This is a genomic window from Pseudoduganella sp. jia 12, from assembly GCF_055502675.1.
The window spans coordinates 110854-135551 of record NZ_JBUXKP010000011.1 but is presented as its reverse complement, the minus strand read 5'-3'; the positions used below and the strand labels follow the sequence as shown (position 1 = coordinate 135551).

Annotated in this window: 24 protein-coding genes; 20 read left to right on the top strand and 4 right to left on the bottom strand. The window is 63.8% G+C overall.

Going from position 1 to position 24698, the window contains the following annotated elements; genetic code table 11:
• Position 1: 1 nt before the first annotated feature.
• The 16 genes from ACY65G_RS23220 to ACY65G_RS23145 all read left to right on the top strand — a co-directional run bounded on the left by ACY65G_RS23220 (position 2) and on the right by ACY65G_RS23145 (position 19460).
• On the top strand, positions 2 to 964 hold the full coding sequence (locus ACY65G_RS23220; protein ID WP_464999659.1) for an XrtA-associated tyrosine autokinase: 963 nt from the start codon (positions 2 to 4) through the stop codon (positions 962 to 964).
• Entirely contained in the window at positions 957 to 2492 is a 1536-nt protein-coding gene (locus ACY65G_RS23215) for a TIGR03016 family PEP-CTERM system-associated outer membrane protein (RefSeq protein ID WP_464999658.1), read from the top strand. Before ACY65G_RS23220 ends, ACY65G_RS23215 begins: the two co-directional genes overlap by 8 nt.
• 17 nt (positions 2493 to 2509) lie before the next feature.
• Positions 2510 to 3529 (top strand): XrtA/PEP-CTERM system-associated ATPase, encoded by a 1020-nt coding sequence (locus ACY65G_RS23210; protein ID WP_464999657.1) that lies wholly within the window; start codon positions 2510 to 2512, stop codon positions 3527 to 3529.
• A 136-nt stretch (positions 3530 to 3665) separates the two neighbouring features.
• Positions 3666 to 4550, top strand: a complete 885-nt coding sequence (locus ACY65G_RS23205) for an XrtA system polysaccharide deacetylase (protein ID WP_464999656.1) — start codon at positions 3666 to 3668, stop codon at positions 4548 to 4550.
• Positions 4547 to 5686, top strand: a complete 1140-nt coding sequence (locus ACY65G_RS23200; RefSeq protein ID WP_464999655.1) for a FemAB family XrtA/PEP-CTERM system-associated protein — start codon at positions 4547 to 4549, stop codon at positions 5684 to 5686. Before ACY65G_RS23205 ends, ACY65G_RS23200 begins: the two co-directional genes overlap by 4 nt.
• Positions 5687 to 5690: 4 nt before the next feature.
• Positions 5691 to 6953: a TIGR03087 family PEP-CTERM/XrtA system glycosyltransferase gene (locus tag ACY65G_RS23195; RefSeq protein WP_464999654.1), complete on the top strand. Its 1263-nt coding sequence runs from the start codon at positions 5691 to 5693 to the stop codon at positions 6951 to 6953.
• On the top strand, positions 6950 to 8503 hold the full coding sequence (gene xrtA, locus ACY65G_RS23190) for an exosortase A (protein WP_464999653.1): 1554 nt from the start codon (positions 6950 to 6952) through the stop codon (positions 8501 to 8503). Before ACY65G_RS23195 ends, xrtA begins: the two co-directional genes overlap by 4 nt.
• A 5-nt stretch (positions 8504 to 8508) precedes the next feature.
• Positions 8509 to 9684: a TIGR03088 family PEP-CTERM/XrtA system glycosyltransferase gene (locus ACY65G_RS23185; RefSeq protein ID WP_464999781.1), complete on the top strand. Its 1176-nt coding sequence runs from the start codon at positions 8509 to 8511 to the stop codon at positions 9682 to 9684.
• The gene (locus ACY65G_RS23180; protein WP_464999652.1) at positions 9672 to 11567 is read left to right on the top strand and encodes an XrtA/PEP-CTERM system amidotransferase; all 1896 of its coding nucleotides are present in this window, start codon (positions 9672 to 9674) and stop codon (positions 11565 to 11567) included. Before ACY65G_RS23185 ends, ACY65G_RS23180 begins: the two co-directional genes overlap by 13 nt.
• 40 nt (positions 11568 to 11607) lie before the next feature.
• Positions 11608 to 12834: a TIGR04063 family PEP-CTERM/XrtA system glycosyltransferase gene (locus tag ACY65G_RS23175; protein WP_464999780.1), complete on the top strand. Its 1227-nt coding sequence runs from the start codon at positions 11608 to 11610 to the stop codon at positions 12832 to 12834.
• Positions 12831 to 13937, top strand: a complete 1107-nt coding sequence (locus ACY65G_RS23170) for a glycosyltransferase family 4 protein (protein WP_464999651.1) — start codon at positions 12831 to 12833, stop codon at positions 13935 to 13937. The genes ACY65G_RS23175 and ACY65G_RS23170 overlap by 4 nt, the downstream gene beginning before the upstream one ends.
• Positions 13934 to 15340 (top strand): phenylacetate--CoA ligase family protein, encoded by a 1407-nt coding sequence (locus ACY65G_RS23165; RefSeq protein WP_464999650.1) that lies wholly within the window; start codon positions 13934 to 13936, stop codon positions 15338 to 15340. The genes ACY65G_RS23170 and ACY65G_RS23165 overlap by 4 nt, the downstream gene beginning before the upstream one ends.
• Complete coding sequence (locus tag ACY65G_RS23160) at positions 15337 to 16671, top strand: putative O-glycosylation ligase, exosortase A system-associated (protein ID WP_464999649.1); 1335 nt, start codon at positions 15337 to 15339, stop codon at positions 16669 to 16671. The genes ACY65G_RS23165 and ACY65G_RS23160 overlap by 4 nt, the downstream gene beginning before the upstream one ends.
• Positions 16658 to 17683 carry a polysaccharide deacetylase family protein gene (locus ACY65G_RS23155; RefSeq protein WP_464999648.1) on the top strand — a complete coding sequence of 342 codons (1026 nt, stop codon included), beginning with the start codon at positions 16658 to 16660 and terminating at the stop codon, positions 17681 to 17683. The genes ACY65G_RS23160 and ACY65G_RS23155 overlap by 14 nt, the downstream gene beginning before the upstream one ends.
• 26 nt (positions 17684 to 17709) lie before the next feature.
• Positions 17710 to 19158: a lipopolysaccharide biosynthesis protein gene (locus ACY65G_RS23150; RefSeq protein ID WP_464999647.1), complete on the top strand. Its 1449-nt coding sequence runs from the start codon at positions 17710 to 17712 to the stop codon at positions 19156 to 19158.
• Positions 19158 to 19460 carry a 2Fe-2S iron-sulfur cluster-binding protein gene (locus tag ACY65G_RS23145; RefSeq protein WP_464999646.1) on the top strand — a complete coding sequence of 101 codons (303 nt, stop codon included), beginning with the start codon at positions 19158 to 19160 and terminating at the stop codon, positions 19458 to 19460. Before ACY65G_RS23150 ends, ACY65G_RS23145 begins: the two co-directional genes overlap by 1 nt.
• A gap of 9 nt (positions 19461 to 19469) precedes the next feature.
• Here the strand turns inward: ACY65G_RS23145 and ACY65G_RS23140 are convergent, their stop codons facing one another.
• Positions 19470 to 19784 (bottom strand): hypothetical protein, encoded by a 315-nt coding sequence (locus tag ACY65G_RS23140; protein ID WP_464999645.1) that lies wholly within the window; start codon positions 19782 to 19784, stop codon positions 19470 to 19472.
• Positions 19785 to 19882: 98 nt separating this feature from the next.
• Between ACY65G_RS23140 and ACY65G_RS23135 the strand changes: the two genes are divergently transcribed.
• From ACY65G_RS23135 to ACY65G_RS23125, 3 genes are read left to right on the top strand one after another with little or no spacing between them, the layout of a single operon-like run.
• Positions 19883 to 20152 (top strand): MoaD/ThiS family protein, encoded by a 270-nt coding sequence (locus ACY65G_RS23135; RefSeq protein ID WP_464999644.1) that lies wholly within the window; start codon positions 19883 to 19885, stop codon positions 20150 to 20152.
• 1 nt (position 20153) lies between these two features.
• Entirely contained in the window at positions 20154 to 21239 is a 1086-nt protein-coding gene (locus tag ACY65G_RS23130) for a WD40/YVTN/BNR-like repeat-containing protein (protein WP_464999643.1), read from the top strand.
• 41 nt (positions 21240 to 21280) lie between these two features.
• The gene (locus ACY65G_RS23125; RefSeq protein ID WP_464999642.1) at positions 21281 to 21622 is read left to right on the top strand and encodes a DUF4214 domain-containing protein; all 342 of its coding nucleotides are present in this window, start codon (positions 21281 to 21283) and stop codon (positions 21620 to 21622) included.
• 8 nt (positions 21623 to 21630) lie between these two features.
• On the opposite strand, the gene ACY65G_RS23120 is transcribed toward ACY65G_RS23125, so the two are convergent.
• On the bottom strand, positions 21631 to 22236 hold the full coding sequence (locus ACY65G_RS23120) for a TetR/AcrR family transcriptional regulator (protein ID WP_464999641.1): 606 nt from the start codon (positions 22234 to 22236) through the stop codon (positions 21631 to 21633).
• A 102-nt stretch (positions 22237 to 22338) separates the two neighbouring features.
• Here ACY65G_RS23120 and ACY65G_RS23115 point away from each other — a divergent pair, with 102 nt between their 5' ends.
• The gene (locus tag ACY65G_RS23115) at positions 22339 to 23349 is read left to right on the top strand and encodes an MBL fold metallo-hydrolase (protein WP_464999640.1); all 1011 of its coding nucleotides are present in this window, start codon (positions 22339 to 22341) and stop codon (positions 23347 to 23349) included.
• 140 nt (positions 23350 to 23489) lie between these two features.
• Here the strand turns inward: ACY65G_RS23115 and ACY65G_RS23110 are convergent, their stop codons facing one another.
• Both ACY65G_RS23110 and ACY65G_RS23105 read right to left on the bottom strand, forming a co-directional pair.
• Positions 23490 to 23705: a hypothetical protein gene (locus ACY65G_RS23110; RefSeq protein WP_464999639.1), complete on the bottom strand. Its 216-nt coding sequence runs from the start codon at positions 23703 to 23705 to the stop codon at positions 23490 to 23492.
• Positions 23706 to 23722: 17 nt separating this feature from the next.
• On the bottom strand, positions 23723 to 24619 hold the full coding sequence (locus ACY65G_RS23105) for a phytanoyl-CoA dioxygenase family protein (RefSeq protein WP_464999638.1): 897 nt from the start codon (positions 24617 to 24619) through the stop codon (positions 23723 to 23725).
• Positions 24620 to 24698 lie beyond the last annotated feature (79 nt).

The window sequence follows — 24698 nt, the reverse complement described above, 5'->3', positions numbered from 1 at the left end:
CGTGAGCATCATTGAAAAAGCCGCGAACCGCATCGGCAAACCCGTAGCCCCGGCTGCTCCGCTGGCCCAGGTGCGCACGCAAGCCGTGCCGGTTACGAGCGAGCCCATGATGGACAGCCCGGACATTGCCGTGGCCGAGTTGCCGGACGCTCCGATGCCGGAATTCCTGGCGCCTGCGCAGGGCCCCACGGTTGCGTTGTCGAATCCCGAGCCGGCTGCACCGGAGCCGCGCCCCCGCAATACCCGCATGATCGAACTGGACCTGGCGCGGATGAACGAAGCCGGCCTGGTTACGGCGGCTGGTGGCCGGACCAACCTGGTCGAAGATTTCCGCATCATCAAGCGGCCGCTGATCAAGCGCGCGTTCGGCGCGCGCAAGCCGAATGCGAATCCGGGCAACCTGATCATGATTACCAGCTCGCTGCCGGGCGAGGGCAAGACATTCACTTCGATCAACCTGGCGATGAGCATCGCGATGGAACTCGATCATACGGTGCTGCTGATCGATGCCGACGTGGCCCGGCCTTCGGTGTTGCGCACGCTCGGGCTGCCAGCCCAGCGCGGCTTGATGGATATCTTGCTGGACGACCATCTCGACATGTCCGAGGTCATGCTGCGCACCAACGTCAATACGTTGTCGATCCTGCCTGCCGGCACGTCGAATCCGCGCGCCACCGAGTTGCTGGCCAGCCAGGCGATGAAGTCGCTGGTCCTCGAAATTGCTGATCGTTATCCGGACCGGATCGTGATCTTTGATTCGCCCCCCCTGTTGCTGACGAGCGAGGCGCATGTGCTGGCCAGCCATATGGGGCAGATCGTCGTTGTCGTCGAGTCGGAAAAAACCACCCAGCACGCGGTCAAGGAAGCCTTGAACCAGCTCGAAGGCTGCAGTAATGTCAACCTGGTCTACAACAAGTCGCGCGAGCTGAACACATCCAGCAAGTACGACTACCACTATGGCTAAACGTCAGGCCCGCTGTGCCGTGCTGGGCTCGGCGATGCTGCTCGCCTTGCTACCGTCTGCGGTGCGTGCGGCATGGCAGGTCAAGCCAAGTGTCGAAGTGCGCGAAACATGGTCGGATAATCCTGAACTGCGCAGTGATGACCAGAAGCGCAGCCAGTTCATCACGGCCGTATCGCCCGGCGTGTCGATCTCGAACGACACGCCACGGCTGCAGGTGGCGGCGGCATATCAATTGAATGCGTTTGCATATTCGGACGAGCGGGTGACCGGCAGCGATCGCTTCAACAGCACGCTGAGCGGAACTGCCAAAGGCAATCTCATTCACGATTTCCTGTACTTCGATGCCTCGGCGGGCATCGCGCAGACCCCGGTTTCCGCCTTTGGCCCCGTCAGCAACAGCCCTTATTCCAACAACAACCGCTCTGAAGTCCGCTCCTACCGCGTCTCGCCGTTCATCGTGCACCAGTTCGGCAGCTTCGCTTCGACGCAGCTGCGCTACTCCCATGATGTGGTCGATAGCGACCTGGGCGGTTTTGGCCGCAGCACATCGGATGTGATCGACCTCTCGCTCAACAGCGGCATGGCGTTCAAGACACTTGGATGGGGCCTGCAACTGAACCGGGAGAACCTGGAAGATGGCATCGCACCGACATCGATCAACAGTTCGGCACTGGCTTCGCTGCGCTATTCGCTGAACCGGCAGTTCAGCCTGACGACCACCAGTGGCTACGACAAGTTCGATTACGAAGGCATGGGTGAAGGGACGAAAGGCGCGTCGTGGTCGCTCGGATTCAACTATGAGCCCAGCGCCCGGACCAGCCTGCGGGCGTCGGCAGGCCGCCGTTACTATGGGAATAGCTACTTCCTGGCCGCCACCCACCGCAGCCGCAACACCGTATGGAGCATCAATTACAGCGATGACGTGAGTACCAGCCGCGGCAATTTCCTGCTGCCTTCGACCGTCGACACGGCATCCATGCTGAACCAGATGTTCCTGGCGAATTATCCCGATCCAACGCAGCGTGCCGCATTCGTCGAAGCCTATATCCAGGCCCTCGGACTGCCGCGTTCAATACCGAATGCCGTGAACTACTTCAGCAACCGCTATTCGCTGCAGCGGCAGTTCAACGCGTCGGTGGCACTGCGTTCCGCGCGGACTACCACGATGGTCACCGTGTTCAAGATGCGCCGCGAAGCGCTGTCCCTGGTGCAGTACGACAGTCCGCTGCTGGGCAGCGGCCAGCAAAACCTGAACGACAACACCGACCAGACCGGCGTGTCGCTGAATGCCAGCTACAAGCTCAGCGCGCGTACCAGCGCCGCATTGTCCGCCAACCTGAGCCGCAGCAAATCGCTCAGCGGCGACCTCAGCGAAAACAACCGGCAATTCCGGTTCCACATGACGCATACATTCCAGCCGCGGTTGAGCGGCAGCCTGGAAGTGCGGCGCAATTCCGGCGGGCTGGCGCTGCAGAACAGCTCCTATACGGAGAACGCGGTATCAGCCTCCCTTTCGATGAAATTCTGACCGAGCGAGACGTTTTCATGTACGAGAATTACTACGGGCTCAGCGATAAGCCTTTCCGCTTGCGCCCGGACCCCCATTTCTTCTTCGGCAGCAGGGGCCACAAGCGTGCCATGGCTTACCTGGAATATGGTTTGGCACAAGGCGAAGGGTTCATCGTGATCACCGGCGAAGTGGGCGCTGGCAAGACGACATTGATGCGCAACCTGTTTCGCCAGATCGAATCGGATCGCATCGTGGCCGCGCACATCGTCAACACGCATGTCAACGCCGACGATATCTTGCGGGGAGTGGTGGCCGCGTTCGGCCTGCCTTTCGAAGACAGCGCAAGCAAGACCACACTGCTGGCGCGCCTCGAAGGTTTCTTGCGCACATGTGATCGGGACGGCAAGCGGGCGCTACTTGTGGTTGACGAAGCGCAGAACCTGACGCCCCGCGTGGTGGAAGAATTGCGTATGTTGTCGAACTTTCAGTCCGATGAAAAGCCACTGCTGCAAACGTTCCTGCTGGGCCAGCCGGAATTCCGCGCAACGCTGCATAACCCCGGCATGCAGCAGTTGCGCCAGCGCGTCATCGCCACTTATCACCTGGGGCCGATGGACGAGCTGGAAACCCAGGCGTACATCGAGCACCGCTTGCTGACAGTGGGCTGGAAAGGCGATCCGTCGTTCACCCCGGCAGCCTACGCGGCCATTTACGAATTCACCGGAGGCATTCCACGCAAGACCAACCACCTCTGTGATCGGCTTTTGCTGATGGGCTTCCTGGAGGAAATGCATGCGTTCACCGATGCCGACGTCGACACTGTGATCCGCGACATCCAGCAGGAATTCGAGGCCCCAGCCGGCACCCAGGCGCCTGCCGCGTCGCTGGCGGATCCCGCCGGGGGGGATCCTGATAGCGCTGTGTTCGCTAACCAGTATTCATCCGTGCTGGACGAGCGCATGTTGCGGCTGGAACGATCGATGGGATCGGTCCTGTCGATCCTGAAGCGAATCGTGAGCACGCCTGCCGGTGTCAATCAGGCTTTGGATGAATGAACATGAGCGATAGCGACCAAATCCACCATAGCGCGTGCGGCATCGGAGCACGGCCGGGTTCCTTGAACATGTCGCCGGAGATGGCCTTGTTCGATAGCATGCCGGCCGGCTGGCTGGAAAGCCGCTAGGAGCCACGATGAATGCGCCAGTACGCCAACTGCATGCGGCCGCGCCGGGCGCCGCCATGCTGCGCAACGCGATGACGATCGATGTCGAGGATTATTTCCAGGTATCCGCATTCGCCGACCACATTGCCCGCGACAGCTGGCCATCGCGCGAATGCCGGGTCGAAGCCAACATCGAACGCATCCTTGCGATCCTCGATGACGGTGGCGCGCAGGGAACTTTCTTCACGTTGGGCTGGATCGCCGAGCGTTATCCCGCGATGGTGAAGCGCATCGTCGCCGGCGGCCATGAACTGGCCAGCCACGGTTATGCCCACTTGCGTGCGTCGGACCAGACACGCGAACAGTTCATGGACGATGTCGCTCGCAGCAAGGCGATCCTCGAAGACATTGGCGGTGCTGCGGTGCTGGGCTACCGCGCACCCAGTTTTTCGATCGGCCCCGCCAACCTGTGGGCATTGGACGTGCTGCAGGAAGCGGGCTACCGTTACAGCTCCTCGATCTACCCGATCGTGCACGATCACTACGGCATGCCGGATGCACCCCGCTTCGCGTTCTACCCGAACGGTACCGATGGCTTGCTCGAGGTGCCGATTACCACTGTGCGGATGATGGAACGTAACCTGCCGGCCGGTGGCGGTGGTTACTTCCGCCTGCTGCCCTACGCACTGTCGCGCCGGCTGATGCGCCGTGTCAATCGCGAGGATGAACAGCCGGCGATCTTCTATTTCCATCCCTGGGAAATCGATCCGGGCCAACCGCGCATTGGCGGGGTGGGGGCCAAGACGCGCTTCCGGCATTACGTGAACCTGCAGCGGATGGAGCGTCGCATTCGCGCGCTGACACGCGATTTCAAATGGGATCGCATGGACCGTATCTTCCTGGAGCGTGCATGAGCGCCATCATCGAGCAGGCGATGCAAAGGGCGCAGGCAGGCGATGCCGCCAGGCCGGCAGTCACGGCTGATTTGCCTGGTATCGCCGAACCCGCTCCGCTTTCCGTGCGCCCGATGCGCGCCGATGACGCCGATCGCGCGAGGTGGGATGCGTTCGTGCTGGACTGTCCGGATGCGACATTCTTTCACCGTTCCGGCTGGCAGCGGGTAATCGAGGAAGCTTTCGGCCACCGCACATGGTTCTTCCTGGCTGAGCGCAACGGGCAGATCGAAGCCGTCCTGCCGCTGGCGCAGATCAGGAGCCGGCTGTTCGGACATTCGCTGATCGCCTTGCCATTCTGCGTATATGGCGGCGTGGCTGGCCGCAGCGACGAAGCGCGCGCCGCACTCGATGCCGAGGCGCTGCGCCTGGCGGCGTCATTGAACGTGGGCCATCTCGAATACCGCAACTACTCGCCAGCCCACCCGGGCGATCCAGCGTGGTCGGGCAAGGACCTGTACGTGACGTTCCGCAAGGAGATCAGCGGCGACGATGAAGCCAACATGAATGCGATTCCCCGCAAGCAGAGGGCAATGGTTCGGAAGGGCATCAAGCTGGGGCTGACGGGCGAGGTGGACCAGCACGTCGACCGCTTTTTCGCTGCGTATGCAAGCAGCGTGCACCGGCTCGGTACTCCGGTGTTTTCCAAAAAATATTTCAGCTTGCTGAAGGACGAGTTCGGTGACGACTGCGAAGTGCGCGTCATCGTACAAGGCGAAACACTGGTCGCCGGGGTATTGAGTTTCTTCTTCCGCGATGAAGTGCTGCCGTATTACGGTGGCGGCATGCCGGTCGCGCGCGATGTAGCCGGGAACGACTTCATGTACTGGAACCTCATGCAGGCCTCGGCCGCGAAGGGATATCGCATCTTCGATTTCGGCCGGAGCAAGCGTGGCACCGGAGCATTCGACTTCAAGAAGAACTGGGGTTTCGTGGCCCAGCCGCTGCCGTATGAATACCGGCTGGTGGCTTCGCAAGACCTTCCGGATGTGAATCCACTGAATCCGAAATACCAGCTGTTCATCAGGTTGTGGCAGAAACTGCCGCTGCCGCTGGCGAACGCGCTGGGTCCGCACATTGTCAAAGACTTGGGGTGACACCGTGGAAGACCTGCTGCTGCTGGTGCACCGCATTCCCTACCCGCCGAACAAGGGGGACAAGATCCGTTCGTGGCACCTGCTGCGGCACCTGTCCGCACGCTATCGCGTTCACCTGGCCACGTTCGTCGACGACCCGGAAGACTGGCAATACGTGCCTCACGTGCGCAAGCTGTGTGCTTCGAGCCATTTCGCGCCGCTCAATCCGCGCCGCGCACGGTTGCGCAGCCTTCGCGCACTGCTGGCCAACCGGGCGCTCTCGATCGATTACTACAGTGACCGTTCCACCCGTGCCTGGGTGGGCCGGACGGTGCGTGATACCGGCATCGAACGGGTAGTCGTATTCTCGTCGCCGATGGCGCAGTATGCGCACGGCCTGCCGGAAGCGTTGCGCGTGGTCGACCTGTGCGATGTCGATTCCGAGAAATGGCGCGCCTATGCGAAGAAGAAGCCATGGCCGACCAGCCTGCTGTACGGCTATGAGGCAAGCCGCCTGCTGCGCTACGAGCGCAAGGTGGCGGCCGAGACCGATGCGGCACTGTTCGTGTCGGCTCCCGAAGCGGAACTGTTCCGCTCGCTGGCGCCGGAAAGCGCAGCCCGCATCGGCTGGTTCGGCAACGGCGTCGATACCGAGTATTTTTCGCCCGATGCCAGCTACGCCAATCCCTATGGGCCCGGTGAATGCGCGCTGGTCTTCTGCGGCGCAATGGACTACTGGCCGAACGTGGACGCCGTACAGTGGTTTGCGCATGATGTGCTGCCGCTGGTGCGTTCCCGTGTGCCACAGGCGTCGTTCGTGATCGTCGGCGCAAGGCCGACATCCGAAGTGCAGGCATTGGCGAACCTGCCCGGGGTGACCGTTACCGGCACCGTGCCGGATGTGCGCCCCTATGTTGCGCATGCCACCCTGTCGGTGGCGCCATTGCGCGTGGCACGGGGCATCCAGAACAAGGTGCTCGAGGCCATGTCGATGGCGAAAGCCGTCGTTGTCAGCCCGCAGGCGCTCGAAGGCATCGACGCGACCGCCGGCGTCGAGGTGCTGCTGGCCGAGCATGCCGGCGACGTGGCAGAGACCATTCTTGCGTCGCTGGCGGACGACGCATCGCGCACGGCGATCGGCCACGCGGCCCGTGCCCGTGTCGAGGCTTCGTATGGATGGGATGCGCGGCTGGCACCGCTCGATGCATTGCTGGGAGCACCCCGGCATCCCGCTACCGCCACGCCGCTTCCAGCCGGCATTCCCTCACCGACATGGAACCGGGCATGAACACCATTACCGTTACCGAAGAAGCCAGGCTGGCCGCCGCGCGACCCGCAGACGATGCGCCACCGACGGCACAATGGTGGATCGCAGCGCTTGCGGTGTTGCTGCCGCTGCTTGCCTATTTCGATACGGGCGCCTCGATCGTGTCGATCTGGGATCGCTCGGAAACGTTTGCCCATGGCTTCGTGATCGTGCCGATCTCACTGTGGCTGGTATGGCGCCGCCGCCAGGAACTGGCACTGCTGCCGGTTCAGCCCTGCTGGCCGGCACTGGCCGCCTTGCTGCTGTGCGGCGCGGCCTGGATGCTTGCCACGCTGGGCGATGTGCTCGTGGTGCGCCAGTATGCGTTTGCCGTGATGCTGCCGCTGACCGTCCTGGCCGTATATGGCGCGCCGATCACCCGGGCGCTGGCGTTTCCGCTGGCGTTCCTGCTGTTCGGCGTTCCGGTCGGCGAAGGATTGATCGATCCGCTGATCGGCATCACCGCCGATTTCACGGTCGACGCGCTGCGCTTCACGGGGATTCCTGTGCTGCGTGAAGGGAACAATTTCAGCATTCCGAGCGGTGACTGGTCGGTGGTCGAAGCGTGCAGCGGATTGCGGTACCTTATTTCATCGGTCACGCTGGGCTGCCTGTACGCGTATCTGACGTACCAGTCGACCTGGCGCCGTGTGCTGTTTGTCATTGTCGCGCTTGCGTTGCCTGTGCTGGCCAACGGCCTGCGCGCATACATGATCGTGATGATCGGCCACACCAGCAACATGACGCTGGCCGTCGGGGTGGACCACCTGATCTATGGCTGGGCATTCTTCGGCCTCGTGATGCTCCTGCTGTTCTGGATCGGCAGTTTCTGGCGCGAGGATGCACCGGCCGCGCCTGCGCTGGCAAACGCCACGCGATATGCCGCCTCCGCTTCGCCGGCGAAGGTTGCCATGGCCGTGCTCGGTGTCGCGGCTTGTGTCAGCGTGTGGCCCGCGTATGGCTGGTATATCGAACGCGGCAATGTGACGCCCCCAACGGTCGATTTGGCTTCGTTCGCGGCAAAGGCGCCTGCCGCCGCCTCATTTACCGGATGGACGCCCGATTTCGCGCCGGCCAGCGCCACGCTGAGCCGTTTTTACCAGGTCGGCAACCAGCCGGTAGGATTCACCCTCAAGTATTACCGCGATGGCAACGGCGGCAAGCTGATCAGCTCCACCAACAGGCTCGCGGCGATCCGTAGCGGCTGGAACGAAACTGGCGTGGCCATCCGTACCGAAACCATCGCGGGGCGTCCGCTCGTCATCCGGGAAACCACCCTGATAGGTGCCGGCACTCGCTTCGTCGTCTGGCAATGGTATGACATCGGCGGCCGGCCAACGGCCAGCAACTATGTCGGCAAGCTGTTGCAAACGAAACAGAAATTTCTGACTGGCAGTGATGATGGCGCAGTGCTGATGCTATTCTCGCCATACGACGAGACCCCCGAGACGGCTCATCCTGCGCTGCGGGCGTTCCTGGAGAGCCATCTCGCTTCCATCGATGCCGTGCTGGCGGCCAACGCGCGACAGTGACTTCCATGAACAACGTGCCGCTCATCGTCCATCTGATCTACCGGCTCGATTTTGGCGGGCTGGAAACGCTGATGGTGGAACGGATCAACCGCATGCCGGCTGGTGCGTATCGGCACGCAATCGTTTGCCTCACCGATTTCAATCCCGCCTTTGCCCGGAAAATCACGCGCACCGACGTGGCGATCCACGCGCTGCACAAGCAGCCAGGCCAGTCGCCGGGAACGCACGTGGCGCTGTGGCGCCTGTTGCGCGATTTGCGTCCAGCCGTGCTGCATTCCTACAATCTGTCCGCTGTCGAATACGGCCTGGCCGCATTGCTGGCCGGCGTGCCCGTGCGTGTCAATGGCGCGCATGGGCGGGATCACGATGATCCCCATGGTACCAATCGCAAACATAACGCGCTGCGCCGCCTCATGGTGCCGCTCTACGATTGCTGCTACGCGAATTCGGCGGCGATGGAGGCTTGGAACCGGGAAATCATCGGCGTGCCTGTGCACAAGAGCCGGATGCTGGCGAACGGCATCGATGTGGAGCGTTTCCACCCACGGGTGCCCGGCGAGGCGGCATTGCCGGAACACTGGCCATTCGGGCCGGGGCATCTCGTCATCGGCACTGTTGGCCGGATACAGGCGGTGAAAGACCATGCTGTCCTGATCGATGCCTTCGCCCTGCTGCGCGCCCGCTTACCGGACCTGCCCCTGCGCCTGGCGATCGTTGGCGATGGCCCCTTGCTGGAAGCAATGCGGGCCAAGGCCTCCGGGCTCGGCCTGGATGGCGTGGCGTGGCTGCCGGGTGCGCGCACCGATATCGCAAACATCCTGCGCAGCCTGCGCGTATTCGCGATGTCGTCGATCGCCGAGGGCACGCCCGGTTCCGCGCTCGAAGCGATGGCATGCGCCTTGCCGGTCGTCGGCACGCGTGTCGGCGGCATTCCCGAGGTGATCGACGATGGTGTCACCGGCATGCTCGTGCCGCCGTCCGATCCCGGGGCGATGGCGGCGGCACTCGCGCGCTATGCGGCGGCGCCGGAACTGGCGGCCCGTCACGGTGCCGCGGGCCGCGAACGGGTGCTCCGCAACTACAGCATGGCGGCGATGGTCGCCGCCTACCAGGGCATGTATGACAGCCTGTGCGAACGAAAGATCAAGACTAGAGGGGCGGTGACATCATGTGCGGAATAGTGGGAATGCTGGATACGCGGGGCCGGCGCGAAATCGACGAAGCGCTGCTGCGGCGGATGAACGATACCCAGTTCCACCGGGGGCCCGACGAGGGCGACATCTACCGCGAGCCAGGCGTCGGCTTCGGCCACCGCCGGCTGTCCGTCATCGACCTGTCGATGGGCCAGCAGCCGCTCGGCAACGAAGATGGCAGCGTGATGGTCTGCTACAACGGCGAGATCTACAACTATCGCGAGCTGACGGCCGAGCTCAAGGCGCTGGGCCACGTATTCCGCACCAAGAGCGACACCGAGGTGATCGTGCATGCCTGGGAGGAGTGGGGCGAAGCGTGCGTGGAGCGCTTCCGCGGCATGTTCGCCTTCGGCCTGTGGGACCGCAACCAGCAGGTCATGTTCCTGGCGCGCGACCACATGGGCGTCAAGCCGATGTTCTACACCATGCTGCCGGATGGATTGTTCGCGTTCAGCTCCGAGCTGAAAGCCTTGCGCTCGCTGCCCGGCCTGCCACGCGAGATCGATCCGTGCGCGGTCGAGGATTACTTTGCCTATGGCTACGTGCCGGAACCGAAAACGATCTACAAGGGGGCCTTCAAGCTGTCGCCGGGCTACCGGCTGCTGCAGAAGGTGGGCGCGCCCCTTGCCATGCCGCAGCGCTGGTGGGACGTGCCGTTCAAGCTGCACCATACGATGACGGAAAGCGATGCCCAGGGCGAGCTGGTCGAGCGGCTGCGCGATGCCGTGCGCAGCCAGCTGGTGGCGGAAGTGCCGCTGGGCGCATTCCTGTCCGGCGGTGTCGACTCCAGTGCCGTGGTGGCGATGATGGCGGGCCTGAACAATGCCCCGGTGAATACCTGTTCGATCGGCTTTCGCGACCGGGCCTTCGATGAATCGGCATATGCCGCGCAGGTGGCGCAGCAATACCGCACCGATCACCACGTGCAAACGGTCGATACCGACGATTTCGGCCTGCTCGATACCTTGTCCGACCTGTACGATGAACCCTATGCCGACAGTTCCGCGATCCCCACCTATCGCGTGTGCCAGCTGGCACGCCAGCGCGTGACGGTGGCGCTGTCCGGCGATGGCGGCGATGAGAACCTGGCCGGCTATCGCCGCTACCGCTACACGATGGCGGAAGAGCGGGTGCGCGGCCGCATTCCCTCCGCATTGCGCCGCCCGTTGTTCGGCACGCTGGGCCGCTACTACCCGAAAGCCGACTGGGCACCGCGCGTGTTCCGCGCCAAGAGCACCTTCGAATCGTTGTCGCGCGACCTGGTGGAAGGCTATTTCCACGGCGTGTCGATCATGACGGATGCGATGCGCGCCCAGCTGTTCTCCAACAATTTCCGGGCCAGCCTGCAGGGCTATCGTGCGATCGACGTGATGCGCGGCCATGCACGACATTCGCCGACGGACGATCCGCTGTCGCTGATCCAGTACCTGGACATGAAGACCTACCTGCCGGGCGACATCCTCACGAAGGTGGATCGTGCCAGCATGGCCCATGCGCTCGAGGTGCGCGTACCGTTGCTGGATCATCAGCTGGTCGAATGGATTTCCGGCCTGTCTCCGGACCTGAAGCTCAAGGGCAGCGAAGGCAAGTACATCTTCAAGAAGAGCATGGAAAAGTACCTGCCGCAGGACATCCTGTACCGCCGCAAGCAGGGCTTCGCGGTGCCGCTGGCCGCCTGGTTCCGCGGGCCGCTGCGCGAACGCGTGCGCACGTCGCTGCTGGGGCCGAACCTGGCCGCCACCGGCATGTTCAACGGCGCTTTCCTGGCCGAGATGGTGGACCATCACCAGTCAGGCCGTCGCGACTACAGCGCACCGATCTGGACGCTGTTGATGTTCGAAGCCTTCCTGAAAAAAGAAATGCAGGCGTAACATGGGTATCTCCGACATTCCCGGCATTACCGGACGGCCGCTGAAGATCCTCCACGTGCTGGATCATTCGATTCCGCTGCACAGCGGTTATACGTTTCGTACGCGTTCGATCCTGCAGCAGCAACGCGCGCTGGGCTGGATGACCGACCACATCACCAGCCCCAAGCATGCTGCGGCGGCCGAGAAGGCGGGGGACACGCAGGAAACCGTCGACGGCCTGCGCTTCTTCCGCACCGAACCGGCGCTGGGCATGCTGTCCCGGCTGCCCGTGCTGAACCAGCTGGCCGTGATCAACCGGCTGGCCGCGCGCCTGCTGGAAGTGGCGCAGGAAGTGAAGCCGGATATCCTGCATGCCCATTCGCCCGCCCTGAATGCGGTGGCGGCGCTGCGCGTGGGCCGCAAGCTGGGTATTCCCGTCGTCTATGAAATCCGCGCCTTCTGGGAAGATGCGGCGGTCGACCACGGCACCAGCAAGGAGTGGGGCGTGCGCTACCGCCTTACCCGGGCAATGGAAACGTGGGCACTCAAGCGCGTCGACGCCGCCACCACGATTTGCGAGGGCTTGCGCGCGGAGATCGTCGGCCGCGGCATCCCGGCGCAAAAGATCGAGGTGATCCCGAATGCGGTCGATGTCGGCGATTTCTCGGTAGACGGTACGCGCGATGAAGCGCTGGCGCGCACGCTGGGCCTGGATGGGACAACCGTATTGGGTTTCATCGGTTCGTTCTATGCATACGAAGGGCTGAACGTGCTGCTCGACGCGGTGCCGGCAATGCTGGCCCAGCAGCCAGGATTGCGCGTGCTGCTCGTTGGCGGAGGCCCGCAGGACGCCGCATTGCGCGCCCAGGCCACGGCGCTCGGTATCGAGAACCAGGTGATCTTCACGGGGCGGGTGCCGCACAAGGAAGTGCAGCGTTACTACAACCTGGTCGATGTGCTGTGCTACCCGCGCCTGAAGATGCGGTTGACCGATCTCGTCACGCCGTTGAAACCGCTCGAGGCGATGGCGCAGGGGCGGCTGCTGGCCGCGTCGGACGTGGGTGGGCACCGCGAGCTGATCGAAGACGGCCGCACCGGCGTGCTGTTCGCGGCTGGCGATGCCGCCGCGCTGGCGCGCCGGGTGCTCGCGCTGCTGGCTGCCCCCGAGCAGTGGCCGCGATTGAAGGAGCAAGGCCGGCGCTTCGTCGAAAACGAGCGCAACTGGGCTGCCAGCGTGGCGCGTTATCGCAAGGTATATGGCAAGCTGGTCGCGGGGGAGCTCGCATGACGGCACTGTCGATCGGTCTTGTCGGTCCGCTACCGCCACCCTCCGGCGGCATGGCGAACCAGACCTTGCAACTGGCCGCCTTGCTGCGTGGTGAAGGCATCAAGGTCGAGACCGTGCAGGTCAACGCACCTTACCAGCCTGCGTGGGCTGGCCGTATCAAGGGATTGCGCGCCGTGGCGCGACTGTTGCCGTACCTGGCCTCCCTCTGGCGCACGGCCGGACGGGTACAGGTATTCCACGTAATGGCCAATTCCGGCTGGTCGTGGCACCTGTTTGCAGCGCCGGCAATCTGGATCGCCCACCTGCGGGGCAAGCCGGTCGTTGTGAATTATCGAGGGGGCGAAGCCGATGGCTTCCTGGCCCGCGCACGCCGCTGGGTCGCGCCGAGCCTGGCGCGGGCGGATGCCGTCATCGTGCCATCGGGTTTCCTGGAAGCCGTGTTCGGCAAATACGGTTTTTCAACGCAAATCGTGCCGAACATCGTCAACCTGGACCGCTTCTCGTCGGCCCGGGAGACGCCAGCCGGAGCCGGCCTGCGCCTGCTGGTGGCCCGCAATCTTGAACCGATCTACGACAATGCCACCGCGCTGCGCACCCTTGTCCTGGTGCGTGAACGCCACCCTGGCGCGACGCTGGTCATCGCGGGCTCCGGGCCGCTTCGCGAAGAGCTCGAACGGCTGGCGAAGGAACTGGACATTGCCAGCGCCGTCACGTTCACCGGACGCGTCGACAATGCGGCCATGGCGGATCTGTACCGCGAGGCGGATGTGATGCTCAACCCCAGCCTCGTCGACAATACGCCCAATTCCGTCCTGGAAGCACTCGCCTGCGGCGTGCCCGTGGTCAGTACGCACGTCGGTGGCGTGCCCTATCTCGTCGAAGACGGGCGTACGGCGCTGCTCGTGCCACCGAATGCGCCGCAGGCAATGGCGGCCGCCGTCTTGCGGCTGGCCACCGAGCCTGCGCTGGCGGCATCGCTGCGCGAGGCGGGCCTGCGGCAGGTGCAGCATTACACCTGGTCGAGCGTGCGTCCGCGCCTGCTCGCCGTTTATCAACACGTGCTGGCGGCTCGCGCCGGTACCACCGCGGTGAGCCAGCCATGAGCATGCAGAATGCCCGCTATCGCCCCGCGCCCTATACGGCGCTCGTCACGAACCTGATTTTCCCGCTGCACGAACGTGTCAAGCAACATCGCAGCGTGGCCGTGCGCAAGCAGCTCGAGGAATCGCAGTACTGGCCGGAAGAGCGCCTGCGCGACCTGCAGCTGCAACGCCTGCGCCGGCTGCTGGCCCGGGCCGGCGCTTCGGTACCGTATTTCCGCGACCTGTTCGCCGAGATCGACTTCGATCCGATGCGCGACGTGCGCAGCCTGGACGACCTGGCCCGGTTGCCGCTAATGGACAAGTCGGTCATCAGGGCCAATGTCGACCGCCTGAAGGCGGAAGACGCGGTGGGCCTTGCCCGGTTCAACACCGGCGGCTCCAGTGGAGAACCGCTGATCTTTTACATCGGCAAGGAACGCGTCAGCCACGACGTGGCCGCGAAATGGCGTGCCACGCGCTGGTGGAACGTCGATATCGGCGATCCGGAAATCGTCGTATGGGGGTCGCCGATCGAACTCGGTGCGCAGGACCGGGTTCGTGCGCTGCGCGACCTGCTGCTGCGTACGCATCTGCTGCCGGCGTTCGAGATGTCGGCAGCCAAGCTCGATGGCTTCGTTGCCCGCATCCGCGCCCACAAGCCGCGTATGCTGTTCGGATATCCCTCGGCGCTGTCCCATATTGCCCGGCATGCCCGTGCCAGGGGACAGCGGATGGACGACCTGGGCATCCGCGTCGCTTTTGTCACTTCCGAGCGGCTGTACGATGAACAGCGCATGCAGATATCCGACACGTTCGGCTGCCCGGTCGCAAACGGCTACGGCGGCCGCGACGCCGGCTTTATCGCCCACCAATGCCCGGAAGGCGGCATGCACATCACCGCCGAGGATATCGTGGTCGAGATACTCGACGTCGATGGCAGGCCGGTACCGCGCGGCCAGTCCGGTGAGATCGTCGTCACGCACCTGGCCACCGGCGATTTCCCGTTCATCCGCTACCGCACCGGCGACATCGGCGTGCTGGGCACGCAGCAGTGCGCCTGCGGGCGCGGCTTGCCGTTGCTGCAGGAAATCCAGGGCCGCAGTACCGATTTCCTGGTGGCGCAGGACGGCACCGTGATGCATGGGCTGGCGCTCGTGTACATCCTGCGCGACCTGCCCCAGGTGCAGGCATTCAAGATCACCCAGGAAAGCCTGGACCTGACGCGTGTGCAGGTCGTGCTTGCCGCGCCGCTCGATGTCCAGGCATTCGGCAAGCTGCAGGGCCAGATCGAGCGCGGTTTCAAGGCACGGCTCGGTGCCGGTGTCGCCGTCGAGGTCGGGCAGGTCGCCGACATCGCGCCGGAAAAATCGGGCAAGTTCCGCTACGTGGTCAGCAAGGTCGCCACCGGGAGCGTGACGGCATGAGGGACGTAATCATCACGCTGCTGGTATTTGGTTCGCTGCCGTATATTTTCAAGCGTCCCTCGATCGGCATGGTGATGTGGATCTGGATCAGCGTGATGAATCCGCATACGCAAGGATGGGGCTTTGCACGCGAATTCCCGTTTGCCGCCATCATCGCGGTGACGACCGTGGCGGCGATGGCGACCAATGCGCATCGCAAATACCGCTACCCCCTGACACCGGTCACCGTCACATTCCTGGCCTTCATTGCCTATATGTGCCTGACAGCGGCGTTCGCGATCCATCCTGACCAGATCATGCCGCAACTGATCAAGGTCATGAAGATCATGGGCATGACGATCGTTGTCATGATGCTGCTGCGCAAACGCACGCACGTCGAATGGCTGATCTGGACGGTGGTGATCTCGATCGGCTTCTATGGCGTCAAGGGCGGCATCTTCACGTTGCGCAGCGGCGGCCAGTACCGCGTATGGGGCCCGATCGGCACTTTCATCGACGGCAACAATGAAATCGCGCTCGCACTCGTGATGACGATCCCGCTGATGCTGTACCTGTACACGCAGCTCACCCACAAATGGGCGAAGCGGGCCATGCTCCTGTCGATGCTGCTGTGCGCGCTGGCATCGCTGGCGTCCTATTCGCGTGGCGCGGCCATCGCCATGGTGGGAATGCTTGCCTTCCTCTGGCTGAAGAGCCGCAACAAGGCAATGATCGGCACGCTTCTGATGCTGTGCGTGCCGGTTGCACTGGTGTTCATGCCCGAGCAGTGGCATGCGCGCATCGACACCATCGACGAGTATGAGCAGGACATGTCGGCGATGGGCCGCATCAATGCATGGTGGATGGCTTACCACCTGGCCAATGACCGGCCACTGGGCGGCGGTTTCGAGATCTACGATTCCCACGTGTTCCAGCTGTATGCACCGATCCCGGAGGATGTACACGCCGCGCACAGCATCTATTTCCAGGTGCTGGGCGAACACGGCTGGGGCGGATTGGCGATCTATCTCGCGCTCGGCATCCTTACGTGGCTGGCCGGTTCGCGCATCATCCGCCGCTCCGCCCCGTTCGCCGAACTGGCCTGGGCCGGCAACCTGGCACGCATGGTCCAGGTCAGCCTGCTGGGCTTCGCGGTCGGCGGCGCCTTCCTGAGCCTGACCTATTTCGACGTACCGTATTACCTGATGGCGGCAATGGTGGCCACGCAACTGATCGTCGAGCGCGAACGCAAGGTGCTGGTGCCGAAACCGCTCGCCAATCCCCTTGCGCCGGAGCCCGACCCGCCGGATGAAACGACCCCAGAAGAAGAGCTTCGCCATGAAACAGCCTGAATTCGATGCGACTCCCGCAATCGCAGCCACTGCCGCACAAGCCACCAATGCCCCGCTCCTCGAGAGGGGCTTGCTGTCGCTGCTGTCGCCAGGGGGGCGGCATGGCCTCTCGATCCTGATCTACCACCGCGTGCTTCCCCGGAAGGACGCCTTGTTCCCGAGCGAAGTCGATGCAGCGGAATTTTCCGCGCAAATCGGCATGCTGAAATCGCACTTCAATGTGCTGCCGCTGCTGGAAGCGGTACGGCGCTCGAAGGATGGCACATTGCCCCCGCGTGCGGCGGCGATCACCTTTGACGATGGCTACGCCGACAACGCCGAGGTGGCGCTGCCGGTCCTGCAGCGCCATGGCCTGCATGCCACGTTCTTCGTGGCCACCGGATTCCTGAACGGTGGCCGCATGTGGAACGACAGCGTGTATGAACTGGTTCGGCGCGCGCCAGACGGCGTGCTCGATGCCACGCCGCTCGGCCTCGGCACACATCCGCTGCACACGCTGGCCGAGCGCCGGCAAGCCATCACGGCGCTGATCGGACAATTGAAGTACCTGCCGATGGCCGAGCGCCAGCGGCAGGTCGACCGGCTGGTGGTGCTGGCTGGCACCGCACTGCCGGATGACCTGATGATGAGCACCAGCCAGGTGCGCAAGCTGCACCTGGCCGGCATGGGCATCGGCGCGCATACGGTCAACCACCCGATCCTGGCGCGCTTGCCCGACGATGAAGCGCGCGAGGAAATCGCGCAGGGCAAGCTGGCGCTGGAAGACATGATCGGCGCCAGCGTATCGCTGTTCGCCTACCCGAACGGCAAGCCGGGCGAGGACTATGAAGCACGTCACGTCGCGATGGCGCGCGAATTGCGTTTCGAGGGTGCCGTGTCGACCTCCTGGGGGGCGAGCCGCGTCCGGCCGGATCCTTTCCAGCTGCCACGCTTCACACCATGGGACCGGAGCCGCTTGCGCTTCGTCCTGCGCATGGCACGCAACCTGGCCACGAGCGCCCGGCTGGCGTAACAAGCAATAACGAGGAACATCCCCGCATGTCATTGAAGAAGGACGTCCTGCACGGACTCAAATGGGTTGCCGGCGCTAAATTCGCCAGCCAGATCATCAGCTGGGTCATCACGATCATCGTGATGCGGATGCTGGTGCCGGCCGACTACGGCCTGATGGCAATGGCTTCCGTGTTCCTCGCGTGGTGCGCGATGTTCGTCGAAATGGGCCTGGCACCAGCGCTGGTGCAGGCCAAGGAAGTATCCACGCAAAAGCTGCGCCAGGCCTATGGCCTGTTCATGCTGGTCAATTTCACCGTGGTGCTGGTACTGGTGGCATGCGCGCCGCTGGCGGAGCATTTCTTTGCCGAACCGAACCTGGCCAACCTGATCCGGCTGATGTCGTTGCAGTTCGTGCTGGCGCCATTCGGCCTCGTATCCGAAGTACTGTTGCAGCGCGGCCTGAACTTCCGGGCCCGCTCGCTGCTGGACCTGTCGCAATCCGTGCTCACCGCGTTCGTCACGCTGGCGCTGGCATGGTGGGGCATGGGCGTGTGGTCGCTGGCCCTGGGCATCCTCGTCGCCGCGGTTTACCGCACGGTTGCGGTGAATATGGTGGCGCCGTTCCCGCATATGCCGCTGTTCTCCTGGCATGGCATGCGTGAGCTGTTCACATTCGGCGGCAAGATCTCGGCTTCGCGCTTCCTGTGGTTCTTCTTCACGCAGGCCGATACGGTGATCATCGGCCGCACGCTGGGTGGCGAAATCCTCGGCGTGTACTCGGTGGCGCTGCATCTCGCCAGCCTGCCGGTGCAGCGCGTCTCCGGCATCCTGAACCAGGTCGTGTTCCCGGCGCTGGCACGTTACCAGAACGACCGTGCCGCGATCGGCCGCCAGTTGCTGAAGGCGTTCGAGCTCGTGTCGCTGGTTGCGTTCCCGGTCCTCTGGGGCATGGCCGCGACAGCCAGCGATATCGTGCTGGTATTTCTCGGCAAGCATTGGGAAGAAGCGATCCTGCCACTGCGCGTGCTGGCGCTGATCATGCCGTTCCGCACCGTGGTGCAGTTCCTTCCCGCCGTCACCGATGCGGTCGGCCGCCCCGGCATCGCGCTGCAGAACGGTATCGTTGCCTGCACGCTGATGCCGCTCGCGTTCTATGCCGGCACGCACTGGGGCATTTTCGGCGTAGCCATGGCATGGGCACTGGTGTATCCGGTTGTCCTGCTGATCAACATGCACCGCATGCTTGGCGTGATCGGCCTGACGATGGGCGAGGTGGCGCTGCGAATGCTGCCGGCAATGTTGTCCAGTGCCGCCATGTGCGCGGCCGTGGCCGGCGTGCACGGCATGCTCGACGACATGGCCGATCGCCGCATCGCGCTGGCCATCCAGGTCGCCGTCGGCGCAGTCGGCTACGTGGCCGCCAGTTGCCTGCTCAATCGCGCCGCCGTCGCCGAGATCTGGGGCATGCTGCGCCGCAAGCGGCAGGTGGCCTGATGGCGGTGAACCGCATCCGCATCCTGCCGAAGCAGTTCGAGTTCGATGCGGAAGAAGGCGAGACCCTGCTGCATGCCGCCGAGCGCGCGGGCATCCGGCTGCCCAGTTCGTGCCGCAACGGTACCTGCCGCACCTGCCTGTGCGGCAGCGATGGCGGGCGGGTGCGGTACCTGGTCGAATGGCCCGGCCTGTCGTTCGACGAGCGGCTGGCGCACGACGTGCTGCCGTGCGTGGCGGTAGCGGAAAGCGACATCACACTGATCGCACCGGCGGCACGCAAAATCCCGCAGCTGGAGTCCTAGCGCCAGCGGTCAGCCCGCGCCGTCCGGCTTGCGCAGCCGGGCCAGCAGCGCCTCGGTCTGCTCGTTCAATGGCTGGCCGTGGCGCCGCAGCAGCTGCACGTGCAGCACGAGGTTTTCCAGCACCAGCTTGGCCGACACGGCCAGCAGCGTCATCTGCCGATCAGCCTCGCTGAACGACTCCATCGCCCCGGCCATCTCGCACAGGCGACCAGCGACGATGCCACGCAAGTCTTTCTCGTCGAAGGGCAGGTCGGCGAAATCGATCGGGTCTTCCTGCTCCACTTCCTGCATCAGCGTTTCCAGTTCTTGCTGGGTAATCGACATTGGCAGCTCCTGTGTTGCTTTCCGTCCGTCAGTAATTCATTGTAGGCCAACACGGCCGGCAGCCGCGCTAGAATCGTCCAATCCGGAGGCGATTTCCCTTGGCGCTCATCATCTTCACCCAACAGCTGGCGCGCTTCTTGCCCGTGCCCCAGATGGAGACGGATGCCACGACATTGCGCAATGCGCTCGATGCGGTGGCCGCGGCCCACCCGCGCCTGGCCGCCTATGTGCTCGATGACCAGGGCCGGTTGCGCGCCAACGTCGTTGCCTTCGTCGACGGCCGGCGCTGCCGTGACAGTGCCTTGCTGGACGATCCCCTCCGGCCTGATTCCACCATCCACATCTTGCAGGCACTTTCCGGAGGCTGACATGAGGCGCCACGCATTCATTGCTACCCGCAAGGGACTGTTCGAACTGACGAAGCAGGATGGCGCGTGGAACTTGTCCGCGCCGCATTTTCCCGGCGATCCGGTCTCGATCGTGCTGCCCGACCGGCGCGATGGCACCACCTACGCGGCGCTGAACCTGGGCCACTTTGGCGCGAAGCTGCACCGGCGTGACGCCGGCGGCGCGGCATGGAAGGAAGTCGCCGTGCCCGTGTATCCCCCGAAGCCGCAGGACAGCGGTGACAAGACCGACTGGACACTGAAGCAGATCTGGTCGCTGGAAGCGGGCGGCCCGGACCAGCCAGGGGTGCTGTGGGCCGGTACCTTGCCGGGTGGGCTGTTCCGCTCGAACGACCGCGGCGAAAGCTGGCAACTGGTTGAATCGTTATGGAACGTTCCCGGACGCGCCGAATGGTTCGGCGGCGGTTACGACACGCCGGGCATCCACAGCATCTGCGTCGACCCGCGCGACAGCGCCAGCGTGCTGGTCGGTGTATCGTGTGGCGGCGCATGGCTGACGAACGATGGCGGCAGTACGTGGGCCCTCCGTACGCAAGGCATGGCGGCCCGCTACATGCCGCCCGAGCTGGTCGATGATGGCGCGGCGCAGGATCCGCACCGCATCGTGCGCTGTGCCGGCATGCCCGACGTGCTGTGGTGCCAGCACCATAGCGGCATCTGGCGGTCGGTGGACAATGGCGGGCAGTGGCAGGAATTGCAGGCACCGGCATCTTCATTCGGCTTCGCGGTCGCAGCGCATCCCGCCGACGGACGCATGGCGTGGTTCGTGCCAGCCATTGCCGACCAGCAGCGGGTGCCCGTCGGCGCCGCGCTGGCGGTGAACCACACGCGCGATGGCGGTGCCACGTTCGATACGCAGCGCAACGGCCTGCCGCAACGGGATTGCTACGATCTGGTTTACCGGCACGGGCTGGCGGTCGCCGACGATGGCGCCACGCTGTTGATGGCGTCGACAACGGGTGGCGTGTGGGTGTCCGGAAATGGCGGCGCCAGGTGGCACACCATCGCTGCCCACCTGCCGCCCGTGTACGCGGTGCGGTTCGCCTAGCCTGACACAGAGGTTGACTCGCCCGCGCCGCTCCTGAATGCTTGTCAAATTTGCAAAGAACAAGGAAATTGAGTGGCTATGCTATCCGGCATCGCAATGTCCCGCTATCCGATGCCATCCATATCGATGGGCTGCGCACCGGGTGGGTTGAACTGGCCCCGGGTAGAGGCAGCAACCCGGACAATGCAACATTCGTCACCCGGATGTATCAGAATATCCTCCATCGCGCGCCGGAACAGGCCGGCCACGACTACTGGCTCGATGTGCTCGACAGGGAAGGCGACCGTACTGCCGTGTTGATGTTCTTCAGCGAAAGCCAGGAAAATCGCAACGCCCTGGCTGCCACGATCGGCAAGGGTTTCGATTACATTCCATTCGCCTGATCCGGGAATTACTTGCCCCAATAGCACAGGAACATGTCGACGGCCGTTTCGACGACGGCCACTTCCTGTGCCTCGTCCAGCCCCGGCTGGCCCATTGCCACCTGGGGCCAGAATGCAAACGCTTTCAGCTGGCCCTGCAGCACATGGGCCATGAAGGCGGGATCACCGGGCTTCAGCTTGCCCTCCGCCTGTGCGGCGCGCAGCAGTGCCGCAGCACCTTCTTCCTTCTGAGACAGCTTTGCCACCATGCTGCGTGCCCGCTCGGGCGTGTGGATCGCTTCAGCGATCGCTACGCGTGCCAGGTCAAGAAAGTAGGGATCACGCAGCAGCGCTATCTTTTGCTGCAGCAAATCCATCAGTTGGCCGCGCAGCGGCTGATCAGCACGGTAAGACGCGGGATCGGTGGCGGCAGTGCAATCCCATAACTCTTCGAGGATCTGCGCAAACAGGTCGTCCTTGCTGGGAAAGTGATTGTAGACGGTCCGTTTCGATACGCCGGCCGTGGCGGCCACACGGTCCATCGACGTTGCATCGAAGCCGTTGGCACGAAATTCGGCAATTGCGGCCTGCACGATGGCGGCGCGCTTGCGGTCGGTCAGGCGGGTAGTGGTCATGCCCTATTTTACACCGGTAGTTTACTTTCCAGAGTCCGGGCGCTACACTTGAACTACACTGTGTAGTTTACATTTCATGCCACCCAGCCGCCAGGAGTTATCGTGCAATCCACCACCGCCTACGTGTCACCGCAGCTCCAGAATGGCCGCTTCCGCAATCCGGCGCGGATGCACCGCAGCGGATTCGGCAAGATGCTCGGGATCATGTGGCGTGCGCTGTTCCATAAGCCTGCCAACACCGTCCCGGCCGCGCCGGTTCCAGTGCAGACCATGGCGCGTGCCGCCATCGAGGCGGCGCCGGACCATACCGTGTGGCGGCTCGGGCATTCAACCGTGTTGCTGAAGCTGGAAGGCGTCCTGTGGCTGACCGATCCGGTCTTCGCGCGCCGGGCCTCGCCGTTCAGCTGGCTTGGGCCCGCACGGTTCCATGCGCCGCCACTGGCACTCGAGGAATTGCCGCCGCTCGAGGGCGTCATCCTGTCGCACGATCATTATGACCACCTGGACCGCGGTGCGGTCATGGCGCTGGCGGCAAAAACGCGGTATTTCATCGCGCCGCTCGGCGTTGGCGACCGGCTCGTCAGCTGGGGTATTCCAGCCGCCAAGGTACGGCAACTGGACTGGTGGCGTTCCATCAGGCTGGGCAATGTCGAACTCACCTGCACGCCGGCGCAGCATTTCTCCGGCCGTGGCCTGGCGGACGGCAACAGCACGCTATGGTGTTCCTGGGTGATCGCCGGCCGCGCACACCGGGTATTCTTCAGCGGTGATTCCGGCTATTTTCGCGGCTTCAAGGCGATCGGCGACCGCTTCGGCCCGTTCGACCTCACGATGATCGAAACGGGCGCCTACGACAAGGAGTGGCCGGATGTGCACATGCAGCCGGAGCAAACCCTGCAAGCCCATATCGACTTGCGTGGCGAAGTGCTGCTGCCGATCCACAATGGCACGTTCGACCTGGCCTTCCACGCCTGGCATGAGCCGCTCGACCGCATTGCCGCGCTTGCCGACCAGGCAGGCCAGCGGCTCGCCACGCCTCTGATCGGCCAGGCCATCCACTTGGCCGCGGCGCATGTCGATGATCGCTGGTGGCAAGTTGCCACCACGCGCTGAAGCCAGCGAAGGGACTGTCACGGAACGAAATCGGGGCAGGGGCCGGGGCTGCTGAACGGCCCGTTGTTGCGGCATTGCAGGTCTTGTGGGAGCCGATGCCGATAACTGGCATAACGAGGGGCCGGGCACGGCGCCGGGTATCAGCCTTTTCGGCGCCGCGGTGGTGCAGCGCGATCCGGTTCCTCGGGTGCTGCAAAACCATTGGCCGCGTAGCCGCCATGTTCGATCAGGTCGGAAAAGGTGCGGCGGCGGATTTCGTCACGCAGCAAGTCGGCCACCACTTGCGATTTCAACAGGCCCAGTTCGGCCGCCTCTTCGGCCAGGTCGCGCGGGAGATTGATTTCGATCGTCGTCATAGGCGGGAGTCTTTCTGTCAGGCCAGAATCAGGCGGTTGATGTAGGGGTCGAAAGGCAAGCTGCCGCTGTACGGTTCAGGTTCATACACATAGGCATAGCTGCGAAACAGCGAGTATTGAATCTGCAGCATCAGGCGGGGTTTCGATACAGGGGGAGAGCCCTTGTGCACGCCGGCGGTATCGACGGCAAAGCCGAAGCCCCGCTCGCCGACTGCGGTGATCAGGCTTTCTTCTCCATATTCGCGGCTGATCTCGCCGTCGGACTGGATCTTCAGGCGCACCGGTGCGCGTGTCTTGTGCGTGCCGCGCACGTACACATGGGGGCCGTCATCCGGCCCCACGTCCGTGAGGTAGACGATCACCTTGAAGTACCGCCAGTCCTCGGAATCGCGGTGAAACGTCTGCAGGTCCGAGCGCAGCCCCGGCGAGGGAAACGACCAGCGAACACCCAATTGCGATATCGTGGGCTTGCAGCCGATGTAGCGTTCGGCCAGTTCCAGCAGCCGGGTGTCGTTGGCCAGTGCCAGGATGTGCGGGCAGCGAACGATATCGTGCAGCTTGTATTCGGCCAGCCGCGCTGCCGGCGGCACGCGTGCCAGCGTGAACGTGGACGTTTCGTTCTGCCGGTCCGTCAGGATCTTGTTGGCGAAATAGCCGTGGATGTCGTCGCACTGGCTGGTGGTAAGTATGTTGCCCAGCGATGCGTAGCCTTCGGCGTGCAGCCGGTCCAGCAGTTGCAGGCGCGCGGGCACCGACACGCGGGTCGAGATCCCATGGCGGGCGCGCACCCAGTTGCGGAACATGCGTACGCACAGGCCACGCAGGGGAGGGGAAACGATGATGCGCTGCAGGTAATAGAGGAAGCTGTTGGCGGGCTTGAATCCGTGACCCGGCGTCAGTCGTGCATATCTCATATCGGTCTCCACCGAGGCCAGGCAATGAGATAGAAAGTTAGCGCAGGGGAAGTTTGCGGTATTGATGCTCAGCAGGCGC

Bases quoted from the DNA above. Each gene is read 5' to 3' on its own strand.
- ACY65G_RS23215 (WP_464999658.1), top strand. From the start codon at position 957: ATGGCTAAACGTCAGGCCCGCTGTGCCGTGCTGGGCTCGGCGATGCTG.
- ACY65G_RS23210 (WP_464999657.1), top strand. From the start codon at position 2,510: ATGTACGAGAATTACTACGGGCTCAGCGATAAGCCTTTCCGCTTGCGC.
- ACY65G_RS23205 (WP_464999656.1), top strand. From the start codon at position 3,666: ATGAATGCGCCAGTACGCCAACTGCATGCGGCCGCGCCGGGCGCCGCC.
- ACY65G_RS23200 (WP_464999655.1), top strand. From the start codon at position 4,547: ATGAGCGCCATCATCGAGCAGGCGATGCAAAGGGCGCAGGCAGGCGAT.
- xrtA (WP_464999653.1), top strand. From the start codon at position 6,950: ATGAACACCATTACCGTTACCGAAGAAGCCAGGCTGGCCGCCGCGCGA.
- ACY65G_RS23185 (WP_464999781.1), top strand. From the start codon at position 8,509: ATGAACAACGTGCCGCTCATCGTCCATCTGATCTACCGGCTCGATTTT.
- ACY65G_RS23180 (WP_464999652.1), top strand. From the start codon at position 9,672: ATGTGCGGAATAGTGGGAATGCTGGATACGCGGGGCCGGCGCGAAATC.
- ACY65G_RS23170 (WP_464999651.1), top strand. From the start codon at position 12,831: ATGACGGCACTGTCGATCGGTCTTGTCGGTCCGCTACCGCCACCCTCC.
- ACY65G_RS23165 (WP_464999650.1), top strand. From the start codon at position 13,934: ATGAGCATGCAGAATGCCCGCTATCGCCCCGCGCCCTATACGGCGCTC.
- ACY65G_RS23160 (WP_464999649.1), top strand. From the start codon at position 15,337: ATGAGGGACGTAATCATCACGCTGCTGGTATTTGGTTCGCTGCCGTAT.
- ACY65G_RS23155 (WP_464999648.1), top strand. From the start codon at position 16,658: ATGAAACAGCCTGAATTCGATGCGACTCCCGCAATCGCAGCCACTGCC.
- ACY65G_RS23150 (WP_464999647.1), top strand. From the start codon at position 17,710: ATGTCATTGAAGAAGGACGTCCTGCACGGACTCAAATGGGTTGCCGGC.
- ACY65G_RS23145 (WP_464999646.1), top strand. From the start codon at position 19,158: ATGGCGGTGAACCGCATCCGCATCCTGCCGAAGCAGTTCGAGTTCGAT.
- ACY65G_RS23140 (WP_464999645.1), bottom strand. From the start codon at position 19,784: ATGTCGATTACCCAGCAAGAACTGGAAACGCTGATGCAGGAAGTGGAG.
- ACY65G_RS23130 (WP_464999643.1), top strand. From the start codon at position 20,154: ATGAGGCGCCACGCATTCATTGCTACCCGCAAGGGACTGTTCGAACTG.
- ACY65G_RS23120 (WP_464999641.1), bottom strand. From the start codon at position 22,236: ATGACCACTACCCGCCTGACCGACCGCAAGCGCGCCGCCATCGTGCAG.
- ACY65G_RS23110 (WP_464999639.1), bottom strand. From the start codon at position 23,705: ATGACGACGATCGAAATCAATCTCCCGCGCGACCTGGCCGAAGAGGCG.
- ACY65G_RS23105 (WP_464999638.1), bottom strand. From the start codon at position 24,619: ATGAGATATGCACGACTGACGCCGGGTCACGGATTCAAGCCCGCCAAC.